The 15,521-nt window shown below is 45.7% G+C and carries 13 protein-coding genes; 9 read left to right on the forward strand and 4 right to left on the reverse strand.

Annotated elements, in window-relative coordinates; genetic code table 11:
• The first annotated feature begins 52 nt into the window (after positions 1-52).
• From AB4154_RS19705 to menE, 6 genes are all read left to right on the forward strand, one after another.
• Positions 53-1,360, forward strand: a complete 1,308-nt coding sequence (locus tag AB4154_RS19705; protein ID WP_372123901.1) for an isochorismate synthase MenF — start codon at positions 53-55, stop codon at positions 1,358-1,360.
• Positions 1,357-3,081 carry a 2-succinyl-5-enolpyruvyl-6-hydroxy-3-cyclohexene-1-carboxylic-acid synthase gene (gene menD / locus AB4154_RS19710; protein ID WP_372123903.1) on the forward strand — a complete coding sequence of 575 codons (1,725 nt, stop codon included), beginning with the start codon at positions 1,357-1,359 and terminating at the stop codon, positions 3,079-3,081. The genes AB4154_RS19705 and menD overlap by 4 nt, the downstream gene beginning before the upstream one ends.
• A 9-nt stretch (positions 3,082-3,090) precedes the next feature.
• Positions 3,091-3,888 (forward strand): 2-succinyl-6-hydroxy-2,4-cyclohexadiene-1-carboxylate synthase, encoded by a 798-nt coding sequence (gene menH, locus AB4154_RS19715; protein WP_372123905.1) that lies wholly within the window; start codon positions 3,091-3,093, stop codon positions 3,886-3,888.
• A gap of 105 nt (positions 3,889-3,993) precedes the next feature.
• Positions 3,994-4,860: a 1,4-dihydroxy-2-naphthoyl-CoA synthase gene (gene menB / locus AB4154_RS19720; RefSeq protein ID WP_017064079.1), complete on the forward strand. Its 867-nt coding sequence runs from the start codon at positions 3,994-3,996 to the stop codon at positions 4,858-4,860.
• Between the two features lie 75 nt (positions 4,861-4,935).
• Positions 4,936-5,943: an o-succinylbenzoate synthase gene (menC, locus tag AB4154_RS19725; RefSeq protein ID WP_017060171.1), complete on the forward strand. Its 1,008-nt coding sequence runs from the start codon at positions 4,936-4,938 to the stop codon at positions 5,941-5,943.
• A 64-nt stretch (positions 5,944-6,007) separates the two neighbouring features.
• On the forward strand, positions 6,008-7,444 hold the full coding sequence (gene menE, locus AB4154_RS19730) for an o-succinylbenzoate--CoA ligase (protein WP_372123907.1): 1,437 nt from the start codon (positions 6,008-6,010) through the stop codon (positions 7,442-7,444).
• 124 nt (positions 7,445-7,568) lie between these two features.
• Here menE and nagE read toward each other — a convergent pair whose 3' ends face one another.
• Complete coding sequence (gene nagE / locus AB4154_RS19735; protein WP_017064077.1) at positions 7,569-9,014, reverse strand: N-acetylglucosamine-specific PTS transporter subunit IIBC; 1,446 nt, start codon at positions 9,012-9,014, stop codon at positions 7,569-7,571.
• 193 nt (positions 9,015-9,207) lie between these two features.
• Here nagE and AB4154_RS19740 point away from each other — a divergent pair, with 193 nt between their 5' ends.
• Complete coding sequence (locus AB4154_RS19740) at positions 9,208-10,086, forward strand: LysR substrate-binding domain-containing protein (RefSeq protein WP_372123909.1); 879 nt, start codon at positions 9,208-9,210, stop codon at positions 10,084-10,086.
• A gap of 106 nt (positions 10,087-10,192) precedes the next feature.
• On the forward strand, positions 10,193-10,360 hold the full coding sequence (locus tag AB4154_RS19745; RefSeq protein WP_017060175.1) for a hypothetical protein: 168 nt from the start codon (positions 10,193-10,195) through the stop codon (positions 10,358-10,360).
• 133 nt (positions 10,361-10,493) lie between these two features.
• Here the strand turns inward: AB4154_RS19745 and AB4154_RS19750 are convergent, their stop codons facing one another.
• From AB4154_RS19750 to AB4154_RS19760, 3 genes are all read right to left on the reverse strand, one after another.
• The gene (locus tag AB4154_RS19750) at positions 10,494-11,414 is read right to left on the reverse strand and encodes a YeiH family protein (RefSeq protein ID WP_017060176.1); all 921 of its coding nucleotides are present in this window, start codon (positions 11,412-11,414) and stop codon (positions 10,494-10,496) included.
• Positions 11,415-11,560: 146 nt separating this feature from the next.
• On the reverse strand, positions 11,561-13,435 hold the full coding sequence (locus AB4154_RS19755; RefSeq protein WP_372123910.1) for an MFS transporter: 1,875 nt from the start codon (positions 13,433-13,435) through the stop codon (positions 11,561-11,563).
• A gap of 17 nt (positions 13,436-13,452) precedes the next feature.
• Positions 13,453-14,043, reverse strand: coding sequence for a TetR/AcrR family transcriptional regulator (locus tag AB4154_RS19760; protein ID WP_017064073.1), 591 nt, complete (start codon positions 14,041-14,043; stop codon positions 13,453-13,455).
• A 196-nt stretch (positions 14,044-14,239) separates the two neighbouring features.
• On the opposite strand from AB4154_RS19760, the gene AB4154_RS19765 reads away from it, so the two are divergent.
• The gene (locus AB4154_RS19765) at positions 14,240-15,148 is read left to right on the forward strand and encodes a Tim44 domain-containing protein (protein ID WP_017068945.1); all 909 of its coding nucleotides are present in this window, start codon (positions 14,240-14,242) and stop codon (positions 15,146-15,148) included.
• Positions 15,149-15,521 lie beyond the last annotated feature (373 nt).

A 15,521-nucleotide genomic window follows, 5' to 3' on the forward strand; every position in this document is an offset into this window, starting at 1 on the left:
CCATAAAGTATCAAACTAATATAATAATAATTTAGATGTGAACGAGGTCGATTTGTCACATTTCCAGCAAACTATCTCCGCTTTGATTGAGCGAGTACAAAATGCCCAAGCAAGCGAAGTTCGTTGTGTTGAAGTTCTAACGCAAAAACCATCGTTTGCATTTATAGAATGGCTTCATGCTCAACCGCTCTTTCCTAAGTTCTACTGGCAGTCACGCGACACTCGTGAAGAGGTTGTTGCGCTCGGACAGTTACATACGTTTTCAGATCCTGCACCCGCGTACGCTATTCTTGGTGAAGACCAACGAATCTGGGGTGGACGCTCGTTTGATGGGCACACCACAAAGAACCGTCGCTGCATGGAGTCGTTTTTCTTCCTTCCTCAGGTTGAATTGATCCGCTTTGACAATACTTGGTCGCTGGCGGTTAATTTGTCCCCTGATCGCGTTTCTTCTATTAATGCTTTGAATAAGCTTTCTGTAGAAGCCGCGATATTGGCGCCTTTGTCTGCCCATATTGAACAGATCAATCACGTTCCAGAAAGAGAGCAGTGGGGCAACCTTGTCGATAAAGTGCTGCAAGGCATTAGCGATGAAGAGTACAAAAAAGTCGTTTTAGCACGTAAAACCACACTGCAACTCGATGCGCCTATCTGCGCAGCTCAATTACTTAAAGCCAGCTATCTGCAAAATCACCACAGTTTCCACTTTATGTTGGTGCTGGATTCTAAACACAGTTTCATTGGCTCGACACCAGAGCGCTTATATAGCCGACATGGTATGGAGCTTGATACCGAGGCGCTTGCTGGAACCATTGGTCGCGGAGAGAACGCTACTGAGGATATGGAACTGGCCAACTGGCTTTCTCAAGACAGCAAAAACCTCAATGAGAACCAGTATGTGGTCGACGACATCATTGAGCGTCTCACTCCTCATTCTCAAACGGTCCATGTTGAAAAGGATGCGCGTCTAGTGCGCTTGCGTAAGGTGCAGCATTTGAAGCGCAATATCCATGCTCAGCTCAACAATGGCGTTAATGGTGTGCAGTTGCTTGCTGCCTTACAGCCAACTGCTGCGGTGGCGGGTTTACCTCGTAAAGAGGCGATGGATTTCATTCTTGAACACGAACCGTTTGCACGAGGTTGGTATGCAGGCTCTGTAGGCTATATCAGTCATCAGCGAGCGGAATTCTGCGTGGCGATTCGAAGCGCCTTGATTGTAAACGATCAAGTACAACTGTTTGCTGGCGCGGGGATCGTGCCGGGATCGGTTGCCGAACATGAGTGGCAAGAGCTGAATAAGAAGATGTCGACTCTGCTCAGTCTCATTTCTGATCACCCACCATTAGGTGTGGCGTCATGAATCACGACCAAGCTGTATTAAACAGAGTTTGGTGTAACACATTACTTGAAGAGCTTGCCCGCAGCGGTGTTGAACATGTTTGCATCGCGCCAGGCTCTCGTTCAACACCATTAACACTCGAAGCCGAAGCTAACTCTAAGCTAACCTTACATACGCACTTTGATGAGCGCGGGCTTGGCTTCTTGGCTTTAGGTTTAGCTAAAGCGAGCAACAAACCCGTTGCGGTGGTTGTTACTTCTGGAACTGCCGTAGCTAACCTTCTACCAGCGACCGCTGAATCTGGATTAACGCGAGAAAAGCTAATCTTGTTGACCTCCGATCGACCGATTGATTTAGTCGAGTGTGGTGCCAATCAAGCGATTCAGCAGCAGGGTATCTTTTCGTCTCACGTTGAAACGGCACTAAACCTTCCAAGTCCAACGACACAAGTTTCTTTGAATTGGCTTTTGACGTCGGTTGATAACGCACTGGCGAAACAGCGCAGCGTCGGTGGGGCTATTCATATCAACTGTCCGTTCCCAGAACCGCTTTATTCCGCTAATAGCGCCGAGATGTATGCGGATTATACAAAGAGCGTGGCAGCTTGGAGAGCTTCAACCTGCCTTTACTCGAACACTTATTTGCCCAGTCATTTAATCGCTCAGCCTGTCTCAGCAAGTGATTATGTCGCTCATAAAGGCGCAGTGATTATTGGTTCTATCGAGAATGAAGCTGCAATTAAAGCCAAGCAGTTTGCGACAGCTTTGGGCTGGCCAGTATTCTGTGACCCTCAATCGGGTGTCAGTAGTGACTGGAAACACTATGATTTATGGATGCAAAGTGACGCAGCCAAAGCACAGCTTAGTCAGTGTGATTTTATTATCCAGTTTGGTGAGCGCATCGTATCTAAGCGTCTTAACCAATGGGTAAAAGAACAAGCTGCCACATTTTGTTCATCGCAGTACATCGTTGTTTCACCAGATGCACATCGTATTAATCAAGATCATCTGCCTCAAACTCATATTGTCGCTGATATCGAACATTGGTTATCAGAGCAACATCTACCAACGCTGTTGGGAGAACATGCTGGCTGGGCGGCATCTTTGGCGGAAGTCGCGAATACGGTTCAGCAGTTAGCGTTGGCGAAAATCTCTAATAACGACCAACTGACAGAGTTGAGCGTTGCCGTTGACTTGTCGTCTAGACTTAAGGGCAGAGAGCTTTTTGTGGGAAATAGCTTGATGGTAAGGCTGGTGGATATGCTGTCATCAATCTCTGCGACTCAAGTCTACAGCAACCGCGGTGCATCGGGCATTGATGGCTTGGTGGCGACGGCTGCGGGAGTGATAAAAGCCAACCAGAATCCTTTGATGATGCTGATTGGTGACACCTCTTTGTTGTACGACCTAAATTCGCTGGCGCTACTTACTCACAGCACAACACCAATGGTTATTGTGGTTACCAATAACGATGGTGGGGCAATCTTTGATTTTTTGCCGGTTCCTGAGCAACAAAAACAGTCTCTATATCAAATGCCTCATGGTTTCAATTTTGAACATGCTGCTGCGCAATTCCATCTTGGTTATGCGGCGCCAGAAACCTTGAATTGCTATCAAACGCTCATCGAACAACATTTTGAACAAGGTCAGGGTACCTTGCTCGTAGAAGTTAAGACGCCTCCCGAACAAGCGTCTACTTTGCTGAAGCAATTCAGCTCAATGCTCACCGAGGCATTAGCCTAAGGACTTTACATGCTTTACTCCAATTATTACCCAGCAGTACAAGAATCTTCTGACAAACCTTTGCTTGTTTTTTTTCATGGTTTACTCGGAAGCGGGGATGATTGGAGTGCATGCCACCCCTTCCTCGAAGACTTTCCTCGTCTTTGCATAGATTTACCCGGACACGGACAAAGCCGGTTTATCGACCCTGTAGGCTTTGATCATTGCTGTACCAAGATAGTTCAGTGCATCACATCTCAGCTGGCTCTCAACGATCTTCCTGTCGATTATCCTATCGTGGTGATTGGGTATTCTATGGGGGGAAGGCTTGCCATGTATGGGGTAACAAGCCCTTGCTTCGAAACTCTTAACTTAGAGAAAGTCATCATTGAAGGTGGCAACTTTGGCTTGGAATGTGATGAAGAAAGAGCACAAAGGTTAGTACACGATACGCAATGGGCTGTTCGCTTTGCACAGCAGTCGATTGAAGATGTTTTAGACGATTGGTATCAACAAAGCGTCTTTTCTTCACTAAATCATGAGCAAAGACAAACTTTGGTCATAAAGCGTAGTGGTAACCTTGGAGTATCCGTAGCAAATATGTTGTTATCTACTTCGTTAGCTAAGCAACCGGATTTACGTGCCACATTGAAATCTCATGAGCATTTATTGCATTATGTATGTGGAGAAAAAGATCGTAAATTCATGGAGCTAGCTGAGAATAGTGGCTTTGAATATAGTCAGGTGGATTACGCGGGTCATAATGTTCATTTTGAGCAACCAGAGATGTTTTCAAATCTGATCATCCAATGTATCGCCAGTCGTTGATGAACTGACTGAGCGAACCTCTCGTATCAAGCGCTATAGAAAGCAGAGCAACACCGTCGCGACTCTACGCTAGTCGCGCTCTCTAATAGAACAATGGGAATCATCATGGCTAAAACAGTAGGCATCACAGAAGAAGAACTTTACGCAGCCGTTAACTGGCGCGATGAAAGCAGTCAATATGAAGATATTCAATACCACAAGTCTGATGACGGTATTGCGAAAATCACGATTGCTCGCCCTCAAGTGCACAATGCGTTCCGTCCACAAACCGTAAAAGAGATGATCAATGCACTGGCTGATGCTCGTTATGACGAGAAAGTTGGCGTAATCATTTTGACTGGTCTTGGTGAGAAGGCGTTCTGTTCTGGTGGTGACCAAAGTATCCGTGGTGACTACGGCGGTTACCAAGATGACTCAGGTACGCACCACTTGAATGTACTTGATTTCCAACGTCAAATTCGTACTTGTCCAAAACCAGTTATCGCAGCGGTATCGGGTTGGGCAGTCGGTGGCGGTCATGTACTTCACATGATGGCAGACCTTACTATTGCAGCTGAAAACGCGCAGTTCGGTCAGACGGGTCCTAAAGTGGGTTCTTTCGATGGCGGTTGGGGTGCTTCTTACATGGCTCGTATCGTTGGTCAAAAGAAAGCACGTGAAATCTGGTTCTTGTGCCGCTTCTACGATGCACAAGAAGCACTGGACATGGGCCTTGTAAACACCGTTGTTCCTGTTGCTGACCTAGAAAAAGAGACAGTTCGTTGGTGTCGTGAAGTGCTTCAACACAGCCCAATGGCACTGCGTTGCTTGAAAGCGGCACTGAACGCTGACTGTGATGGTCAAGCAGGCTTACAAGAGTTGGCTGGTAACGCAACCATGATGTTCTACATGACAGAGGAAGGCCAAGAAGGCCGCAACGCATTCAACGAGAAACGTCGACCGGACTTCGACAAGTTCCCGCGTAATCCATAGTCTTTCTCCTCTTCAAAATGAGTCGCTAATAGCGGCTCGTTTTGTTTTGATGTTCCCCGTTTTTTAGGAAACTTTATGAACTCAGTGAATTCTCAGCGTCACGCTAAACTTTACCGTTATCAATTACCTATGGATAGTGGTGTGGTTCTTCGTGACAATAAGTTGAACGAACGTGTTGGCTATATCATCCAACTTGAGTGTGATGGTAAAACTGGTTTTGGCGAAGTTGCGCCTTTGCCCGGTTTTAGCCAAGAAGATGCCGAACAAGCTGGCATTCAGCTTCAACACGAATTAGAGCTTTGGAGCCACAATAAGCCTCAAACGCCTTTCGACGAGCTGTATCCTTCTGTCGCGTTTGGCTTTTCAATGGCGATGATGGAATTGCGAGGCGATCTTAACGCTCAAGGTAACTACCAAGCGGCGCCTTTGTGTACAGGCGATCCAGATGAACTGATTCCTGTATTGAATGAGATGGTAGGCGAGAAGGTCGCGAAAGTGAAAGTCGGCCTCTACGAAGCGATTCGCGATGGCATGTTGGTTAGCTTATTCCTTGAGTCGATCCCTGATTTGACTCTAAGACTTGATGCCAACCGTGCGTGGAAGCCAGAGAAAGCGAAGCAATTCATTAAATACATTTCGCCGTCAATGCGCCAGCGTATAAGCTTTATCGAAGAGCCTTGCCAAAAGCCAGAAGACAGTTTGGCCTTTGCCATTGACCATGGTGTGGCGATTGCGTGGGACGAGACACTGCAAGAAGCGGTGCGCAGCCCGGAATTTGATCTTAGCGACCTTACTGGTGTTAAAGCAGTCGTGATCAAGCCAACTCTTATTGGTTCTGTCGAGCGTTGCGTGGCAATCATTGAGCGAGCACAGAAGCTTGGAATGAAACCTGTATTGAGCTCAAGCATTGAGTCGAGCCTAGGTCTGACTCAGATTGCTCGTCTGGCGCAGCAATATTTGCCAAATGAAGTGCCGGGGTTGGATACGATTGGCTTGTTCAAGCAGCAGCTAGAGGTTTCTTGGCCGGGCTGTCAGTTGCCTGTCTCTACGCTTGAAAAGCAACAATTGATTTGGTCTTCTTAGACCGAGCTATTTGAATGGCTATTTAGTTAGCTTAACAAGTTCTTAATCTATTTTTGGTTATCATATGATGCGCCCACAATCTAATCATCCCCCGCTCTGGGTAAAGTGGGCGCAGCAAAACCCACGTCAACCAGCGTTAGTGACCACTCACCGCACTTATACTTGGCAGCAAGTGTTTGTGTTGGTTAGTGAGTACCAACAACAGCTATCTCATCAAGGCCTATCTGAAGGTGATGTACTGACGATTGTTGGTAAGAATCAAGCTGAAGTGATCCCTGTTTATCTTGCCGCACTCAATTTGGGTGTGGTTTGTGCGTTTACGATGCCTCAGCCTAGTTTACGCCTGAAGCAAAAGCTCGATTCCTTATATCAAGCAGATCAACAGAGCTACCTTTGGCTCTTGGGCAATAGCGGAATAGAGCAATCAGAGACTGCCGATTTGAATACTCAGTTGGTGACCTTGCCTTGCCTAAGTGAACTGAAGTTTGATGGTGATGATGAGCAGATAACGACACCTCAAGAATCCAATTTCAATCCGCAAAATCTAGCGAGCATCGTATTCACTTCAGGTTCTACCGGAAACCCAAAAGCGGTCGTTCATACACTTGAGCAGCACCTATGCTCTGCGTCAGGGCTGCTTGAGGTGTTTCGTTATCAACAAGGTGACACGTGGTTACTGAGTTTACCTATGTACCATGTGTCGGGGCTGGCGATAGTTCATCGTTGGTTGGCGGCTGGTGGTTGCATCAAAATAGGCACAGGTCAGCTTGAAACCGATATAGAAGAATGCAGTCATGCTTCATTGGTCGCTACTCAACTACATCGATTGTTAAAGAGTAAGCAAGCACTTACTTTAACGCATGTACTTTTGGGTGGTAGTCATATACCAGAAGCACTTGGGCTCGAAGCTCAACAAATGGGCATCGAAACATGGCTTGGATACGGCATGACTGAAGCGGCTTCAACCGTGACCGCGAAGCTCGTTGATGCCGGCAGCACCGCCGGTTTTGTCCTTAACCATCGCCAGCTAAAAATTGAAGAACAACGTATCTTTATTGGTGGCGAGACGCTCGCGTCCGGGTATTACTATCAAGGTAACTTAACGCCATTAGTTGATAAGAGCGGTTGGTTTGATAGCAAAGATCTTGGTGAGTGGCTTGGCGAACAAGTGTCGATTATTGGCCGTGCCGACAACCAGTTTATTTCTGGTGGTGAGAACATTCATTGCGAAGAAATTGAGCGAGTACTCAATCAATTGTCTGAGGTTAATCAGGCTTTTATTGTTCCCATTGAAGATGATGAGTTCGGATTTCGACCTGCAGCGATTGTCGATTGTGCTGAGTTGCCAACCAAAGAGTGGTTTATCGAGCAGTTAACTGGTCGTCTTGAACGGTTCAAATTTCCTATTGAGTATTATCGAATGCCTCAGCAGGAACAACATGGTATTAAGGTTTCGCGCGCTGGATTGGCGCAGTGGTTACAGCAGACCCGTTCTAAATAGAGCGAAGAGCAATAAAATGAAGCGCAATACACGGTGACTAGTCGTAATTGCGCTTCAGGGGGGTGTGACGGTGGTGAAGCCGTCACAAATTCTAATTATTTATCGTGTCATTCAAGATTTGGCGTTAAGCGAGTGCCTTCTTCATTTGTTCAGCGACTTTATCTACCTTACCTAGACCAATGATAACTTGTAGACCACCTTTCCCAACCGGTACCACACCTGCCGCACCGAGTTTCTTCAGTTTCTCGCTGTCTGCTGCACCTGAGTCTTTCACAGTTAAGCGTAGACGAGTAATACAGTTATCGACTTCTAGAATGTTGTCTGCACCGCCAACCGCTTCAATGTAGCTGTTGGTTAGGTTAGCCAATGCTTCTGGCGTTTCAGTTTCTTTTTCTGCTTCCATCTCTTCACCACGACCTGGAGTACGTAGGTTGAACTTGATGATAGCGAAGCGGAAAATACCGTAGTAAAGCGCGAAGAACACCACACCTTGAACCAGTAGCATGTACCAGTTAACCGCGAGTGGGTTTTGGCTTGATAGTACTAGGTCAACGAAACCAGCAGAGAAGCCGAAGCCTGCCATCCATTCCATGCTTGCTGCAATGTAAAGCGATAGGCCTGTTAATACTGCGTGCAGTAGGAACAACACGGGTGCTAGGAACATGAAGCTGAATTCTAGTGGCTCTGTGATACCCGTGAAGAATGAAGCCATAGCTGCAGCAAGCATGATTGCGAATACTTGGTTTTTGTTTTTCGCATCAGAACAGTGATACATCGCCAATGCTGCTGCTGGTAGGCCAAACATCATGATAGGGAAGAAGCCCGCTTGGTACATGCCAGTTTTACCTGGAATACCCGTACCGTTAGCGATAGATTGCGCGCCGCCTAAGAAGTTTGGAATGTCGTTAATACCAACAACGTCGAACCAGAACACAGGGTAAAGAGCGTGGTGCATACCTACTGATAGGAACAAACGGTTGAAGAAACCAAACAGACCAGCACCCACCGCACCCATGCTTTCTAGTTTAATACCCAGAACGATCAGAGCGTCGTAAACAGCTGGCCAGATGTAAAGTAGAGCAAAAGAGAGAGCCATACCTGCGATTGAGGTCAGGATAGGAACCAAACGCTTACCGCTGAAGAACGCTAGAGCTTGAGGAAGTTCAACCGTTGAGTAGCGGTTGTAGATCTCAGCAGAGATGATACCCACAATGATACCTACGAATTGGTTGCTGATTTTGCCAAATGCCGCAGGCACTTCACTGAGTTCAACATCCATTAACTGAGCAACAGAGCCCGGAGCAAGTAGCGTGGTGACGACGAGGAACATCACAAAGCCAGACAGTGCCGCAGAACCATTCTTATCACGGCTCAAACCAAATGCGACACCCACCGCGAATAGAACCGCCATGTTGTCGATGATCGCGCCACCAGATTTGATCAAGAATGCGGCTAAGATACTTTCAGAACCCCAACCAACAGGATCCAACCAATAGCCGATCCCCATAAGGATTGCTGCAGCTGGCAGTGTGGCTACGGGAACCATCAATGCCTTACCTACTTTTTGCATATACCCGAGTATATTCATATGTGCCCCTAAGTTTGTAATTAATTTTTTTAATGTTTCTGCTCGTCAACGTATGGAGTCAAATATTGATCGAGGCAGGATTTTAAGTAACTGCGGTTATTAAAAACTTATTTCTTAATGCAAACAAACGAAACGGGTAGTAGTATGAATTAAAATTTTTAATGCATGAGTTCGTATGGCTAACCATCAATCTTTACTTAGAAATCTTCATACTTTTAATGTTGCTGCAGAGAAAATGAGCTTTACGCTAGCGGCTAGAAAGTTGCATTTGACTCAGGGAGCCGTTAGCCATCGAATCAAAGTGTTAGAAGGTGAACTCGGATTTAACTTGTTTGTGCGAGGGACTCGTAAACTGGAACTAACGGAAGAAGGCCAGCGCTTTCAACGAACGTTATCCAAGTCGTTAAGCTCTATTTTTGGTGAGATCGAAGACATTACCAACACAGACTTGTATGGACAGATCAATATCGGTACCAGTCCTGCATTTGCCAACAGTTGGTTACTGCCGAGGTTGGCTGATTTTAAACAGCGATACCCAAAGTTTAATCTCAATATTTTCTCGCAAGAAGAGCAGGATTTTCATCAAAATCATCTCGATGTCGCTATTTACTATGGTGCTGAAAATCTCAAAGACATGCATCGACAGCGCCTGTTTGGTGAAAAGTATATTCCGGTATGTACACCGAGTTACGCGGCTGAACACGACATCTTTGATGATGGCTTAGAATCGCTGCACCGGATTAATTTCATTCATGCACTAGGGTCAGATGTATGGCAGCGTTGGATTAAACACCACGGCTTAGATGTGAACTTGTTTGAGCAATTTTACTGTGTGAGCCACCGGGATATGGGCGTAAGATGTGCCCTCAGCAATATCGGTGTCGCGATGGGGCGCTATCATTTTGTTAAGCAGTATGTTCAGACTGGTGAGCTGATAGCACCTTATCCGAGCATGGATACAGACCAAGGGTATGACTTAATCTGCCCCCTAGGCACGGAAAAACGCCCTAAGGTAAGAACCTTTATTAAGTGGTTAGAAGGGCAGTTGCGCTAGGTTAGTTAATTTAGCAATTAGATAGTTCAAAACAGAATTTATTATCTTTATAACCATCCATCATAATAAGCCATATAAATAACGGATTATAGAATAAGGTCTTATTATGAAAATTGCCCTCACCATTGCGGTTTTACTGCAGATAGGCCAAGCAATCATCTCGTCAGGGTTGACTCGTTCGTTGGCTGAGCTCACCGCATTTGTGTTGGTTGTGGTACTTGTTTTAATGAAAAGAGAGAGCAAGAAGAGTGATAAGCCCCTGTTTGATTCGTGATTGTTACAACAAAGAATACCCTTACCACAAACGATAAAGGCAAAGCCCATTGGAGCTTTGCCTTTTTGTTTTGTTGCTTGCTAACTTGAGTGTCTAGTTCACCGAACAAACATCTAAAGCGTTTCTATGCGGGCTAAGCGAGAGTTAACCACGCCAATGAACCCGTTGAGATCATGACCCACATTGTAATACCAAACATCAGTGGTTTCGGCCCTGCCGCTTTTAACTTCTCAACTGAAATACCACAGCCAATTAAGAACAAACACACGACCAGTGCTCGCTTAGACACATCAAAGATTCCTTGATAGACCATCTCAAATTGTGGCAGTAAGTCACTCACCGCGATAGCGGCGCAATAGAAGAAAATGAAGTAGGGAACCGTAATCTTCTTTTGATCGTTCTTGAAGATCATCGCACTAATTAAAGCGATTGGGATGATCCAAAGTGCGCGAGCGAGCTTCAATGTTGTCGCTGTCGTCAGTGCTTCTTCGCCATACGCTGAAGCTGCACCTACTACAGAAGACGTATCGTGAATCGCTATCGCTGCCCAAGTACCAAATGTTTGTTGGCTGAGCTCAAGCGCGTGACCAATCATCGGGAATAAGAATAGAGCAACCGAGTTCAACACGAATACGGTAGCTAATGCCAAGCCAATCTGTTCATCGTCTGCTTTGATCGCGGGTGCCACTGCTGCTATCGCGCTACCACCACAAATCGCGGTACCAGAAGATATAAGATAGCCCGTAGTGCGGTCTAGCCCCATTTGTTTCGCCAAGAACCAACCAATGACTAATGTACCGATAATCGTCGTTACAATGAGCCCAATACCATCGCCTGTTACTGCTAATGCTTTTTCAAACTGAATACCAAAACCCAAGCCAACAATAGAGTAGGCCAGTAGCTTTTTGGTAAGCTTGCCGACTTCCAAGTGTTCAGGGACTAATCCTAAACTAGCAAGCAGGAAACCGATAACCAGGGCTGTCGGTGAGCTAACCCAAGGCGTTAAGCAAAACAGTGCAGCAAGATAAAATGGAACGGACTTTTTTAGGTTCATTGTATTTAGAGTCTTGTTTTGTTGTGGCGTTATTGTGATGAGACCACTATACGTTCAATAAAATGATAAGTAAGTCTAAATGAATTGAACAAACGTTAAGGAAAACTTAACGCTTGTTCAACTGATATGAATAAAGGGCTGGTTAACTAGCGTAATGATCCGCGAAGGTCAGAGACTGACTGTCGAAGCGTTTCACAAGAGGCTTGTTTAGGTGAAATCGGCTCGCCAGCTTCTATCTCTAGCTTAGTCCAGAAGCGAGTGGGTAACCCTTTGCAGGCACGGCCTTTGTAACGACTAAAGTAGCTACCCCATAATCCTTTAAGAGCCATAGGAATCACTGGGACAGGGGAACGTTTGATGATCAGCTCCATACCACGCATGAACTCAGCCATTTCGCCATCAGAGGTGAGCTTTCCTTCTGGGAAAATACACACGATGTGATCTTCATGCAGGGCACGCTCTACTTCTTTGAAAGCGTTTCGAATCGAGTTGCGGTTGGTCGCGGAGATTGGAATCACCCCAGCTCTTTTCAAGAAGCGTCGAATTGGCGGCAACTTGGTGTAATCCTCTTCCATCACAAAACGGATCAAGCGAGGGCAAACCGCACTCAGCAGCAGTGCATCCATATAACTCACATGGTTGCAGACAATCAACGCACCGCCCTTTTCTGGCAGGTGATGTAAGTTCTTATGTTTAACTCTGTACATGGTGTGAGTGACCACCCACGTAAAGAAGCGGAAAGCGTAGATAGGCACCTGATAAAACAGGTACAGCATCACCAAAGTGTTGCCCACTGCGAGCAAGATAAACAGCTGCGGAATTGAAAGATCTAGAACACTAAGGCAAACAATACCTAATACCGCACTTCCCACCATGAACAGTGAGTTGTAGATATTGAGCCCGGCAATCACTTGGGCACGCTCGTCGGGCTTGGCACGTAACTGCATCAGTGAATACAGAGGAACAATAAAGACACCGCCAGAGATACCCAGAAGCAGAAGGTAAGCAAACAGTGGCCACAGCTCTGAGTAGGTTACGAATTGATGGAAAGAACTAAAGTCAGGCAAAGACTCCGGGATGGATATCGCCATCAGAAGACCGAAGATCGAGATACCTAAGCTGCCCATTGGCACGATGCCGATTTCAATTCGGTGATTAGATAACTTATCGCAAGCTAAAGAGCCGATTGCAATGCCTACCGAGAATAGTGCCAGTAAAAAGGCGACGGAGCTTTCAGTGCCGTTTAGATGCAGTTTAGTGAAGTTGGGGAACTGAGTTAGGTAAGCCGCACCAAGGAACCAGAACCAGCTGATAGACATCAGAGCTTGAAAGGTCGGGCGATCTTTTTTGGCAATCGCAAGTGTCGCGCGGGTCAGTTTTACAGGTTGCCACTTTACTTTAAGATCTGGTGCATTACTTGGCGCATGTGGGATAAAGCAGCTTGATGCATAGCCAAGCACGGCGAACGAAACAATACACACCGCAGCAATGAGCTTCGCGCCTTCTTCAGATGCAATGATGCCTGCGCCTAGAGTACCAATCAGGATCGCTAAGAATGTACCTGTCTCGACGAGAGCGTTACCAGATACCAGTTCTTTTGTTTCTAACTGCTGTGGAAGCAGGGCGTATTTCACCGGACCAAAGAAAGCACTCTGCGTTCCCATAAGGAACAGGAGCAGAAGTAATATCCCGTAGCTTTCGTAGATGAATCCGATCGCACCCAGTGACATGATCACTACTTCGAGGAGCTTAACTTTACGGATAAACCACGATTTTTCGTATTTGTCGGCCAGTACACCTGCTAAAGCTGAAAATAGGAAGAAGGGCAGAATAAAAAGGCCTGCGGCCAAATTAATGAATAGATTGCTGGAAATAGGCAGCGTGTCTACGCTTGCGAAAGCAACAAACAGTAACAGGACATTTTTGAATATGTTGTCGTTAAAGGCTCCTAGAAATTGGGTAATAAAGTAGGGTAGGAACCTTTTTTGCGTTAACAGCGAAGATTGGCTGCTGTTGTTCATTGTCTTTCCTTGGATGATTACCAGTTGGTTAAGTAGTTTGAGACTAGGTTATTGATCAGCTCTTTACCATCAATAGGCTCAGAGGCGAAAAATTTATCATCAACGCTAAGTAGAGTAATTCCGTGTACTCCAGACCATAATACACGGCTGGCTTTAACGACTTCGCTTTTCGTATGTTCAGGAGCAATCGCTACTAGCAACTGCTCTAGCATGCCTGTCATTCTATCGATGCGGTTCGATTGCCATTCAGGAAGGTTTTCACCGTTCATGTTGTGCTCAAAGATAAGTTGCCAACGGTGAGGGTGTCTCTGTGCAAAATCGTGGTAGCAGTAGGCAAGGTTGAATAGAGCTTGTTGAGGGTTGCTCGATTGTTCAACAGCTGCAGCGGATTCTGACGCCAGTTCATCTAATGTTTGAGCGACCACATGCAAAAGCAGTAGGTTGTAGTTACCAAATACATTTACTAAGGTACTTGGAACGTAACCAATCATATTGGCGATTTTACGTAGACTTAGCTCGTGATAAGAGTGCTCTTCTAAGAAGTCGGTTACCGTTTTTAAGGTTAATTGCACTAATTGTTCGCGAGTATGATCGTTTCGTCTTGCCATGGGTACTTTCTATTAAATGAACATCGTTCAATATTTTAATGCTGCCCTTGAGTGCCGTCAATCCCTTCGCTAGTTTAGTAATCAATTAATAGCCGCAATATTATGATACATGTGTAAACACGGTGAATATTTCATTGTTCTTTGTTAACGAGTATGATTAAGGTGTCGAAAGATAAAAAACCTATAAAGGATAATAATGAAACGATTTTTCTCACTAGTCGCGATCCTGTTGGTAACAGTCGCGGTGACGCCAATCGCGGAAGCGAAAAAGTTTGGTGGTGGTAAGTCATTTGGCAAAAGCTTTAAAACGGCTCCAGCACCAAAACAACAAAACACGAATTCGATCCGTCAAGATCAAACAGGTAAGAACACAGCAGCTAACTCTAGCAAGAAAGGCCTTATGGGCGGTCTGCTAGGTGGTTTACTTGCTGGTGGTCTTTTAGCTGCATTCTTTGGTGGCGCATTTGAAGGTATCCAGTTCATGGATATTCTGATTATGGGTCTGATTGCTTTCCTAGCGTTTAAATTCCTACGCGGAATGTTGGGCGCGAAGCAGGGCTCAATGAATCAGCAGAATGCACGTGGCCAACAGCCAGCATTCGGCGGCATGGGTCAGAACAAGTTTGAACAACCTAAGCAACAACCAAATGTTCATAACTTCGAGCAAACACAACCTCAATCACAAGGCGCTGCTGGTGGTTTCGGTTTTGGTGCACAAAGCGATGTTCCACATAACTACCCACCGGGCTTTGATCAAGCGGCATTCATCAATGGTTCTCGTGAGCACTACCGTACACTGCAAGGTGCATGGAATCACAACGAGCTAAACACGATTGAAGAATACGTATCTCCAAGCCTATTTGAAGACCTAAAAGCTGAGCGTAATAAGCTAGACGGTGATCAGCACACAGACGTAATGTACGTTGATGCTGAAATCGTTCGCGCAGACCACGATGGTAGCAAAGCACAGCTAAGCCTTCAGTTTAGCGGTCGTTACCGTGACACAGCGGATGGCGTTGAAGAAGATATCACTGATATCTGGCACCTAGAGCGTGACCTAACAACTAACAATGCACCTTGGTTAATTGTTGGTATTCAAGGTTAATTCCAGGATTTAACTCAACATCAATAGGATGTAGTTATTCGGAATGACACCAAATAATAGAAAGCCCCTGCTGAGAAATCAGCAGGGGCTTTTTTGCGTCTAATGATATGTATCTTAGTTAAAGATTGGATTAACCTGAGACTAACTAACTGATTTTATTTGGATGTAATGAGTAATGACAAAGTTCTTTGAACCCGTATTGGAGCCTGAGGTTACTTTGCAGCAGAAACAGATAATTGCGAACGAATGCGAAGAACATATATCGACCCATTGTTTAGGCTGCGCTGCTTATCTGGCTTGTGAGCGTCATGCAGAAGTATGGGATCACTGATGTTTGAATGGGCTAGATCGCTTAGTTATACCAATTAAAGTA

The sequence above is a fragment of the Vibrio sp. 10N.286.51.B11 genome, from assembly GCF_041469245.1.
Classification (GTDB): Bacteria; Pseudomonadota; Gammaproteobacteria; order Enterobacterales; family Vibrionaceae; genus Vibrio; species Vibrio crassostreae_C.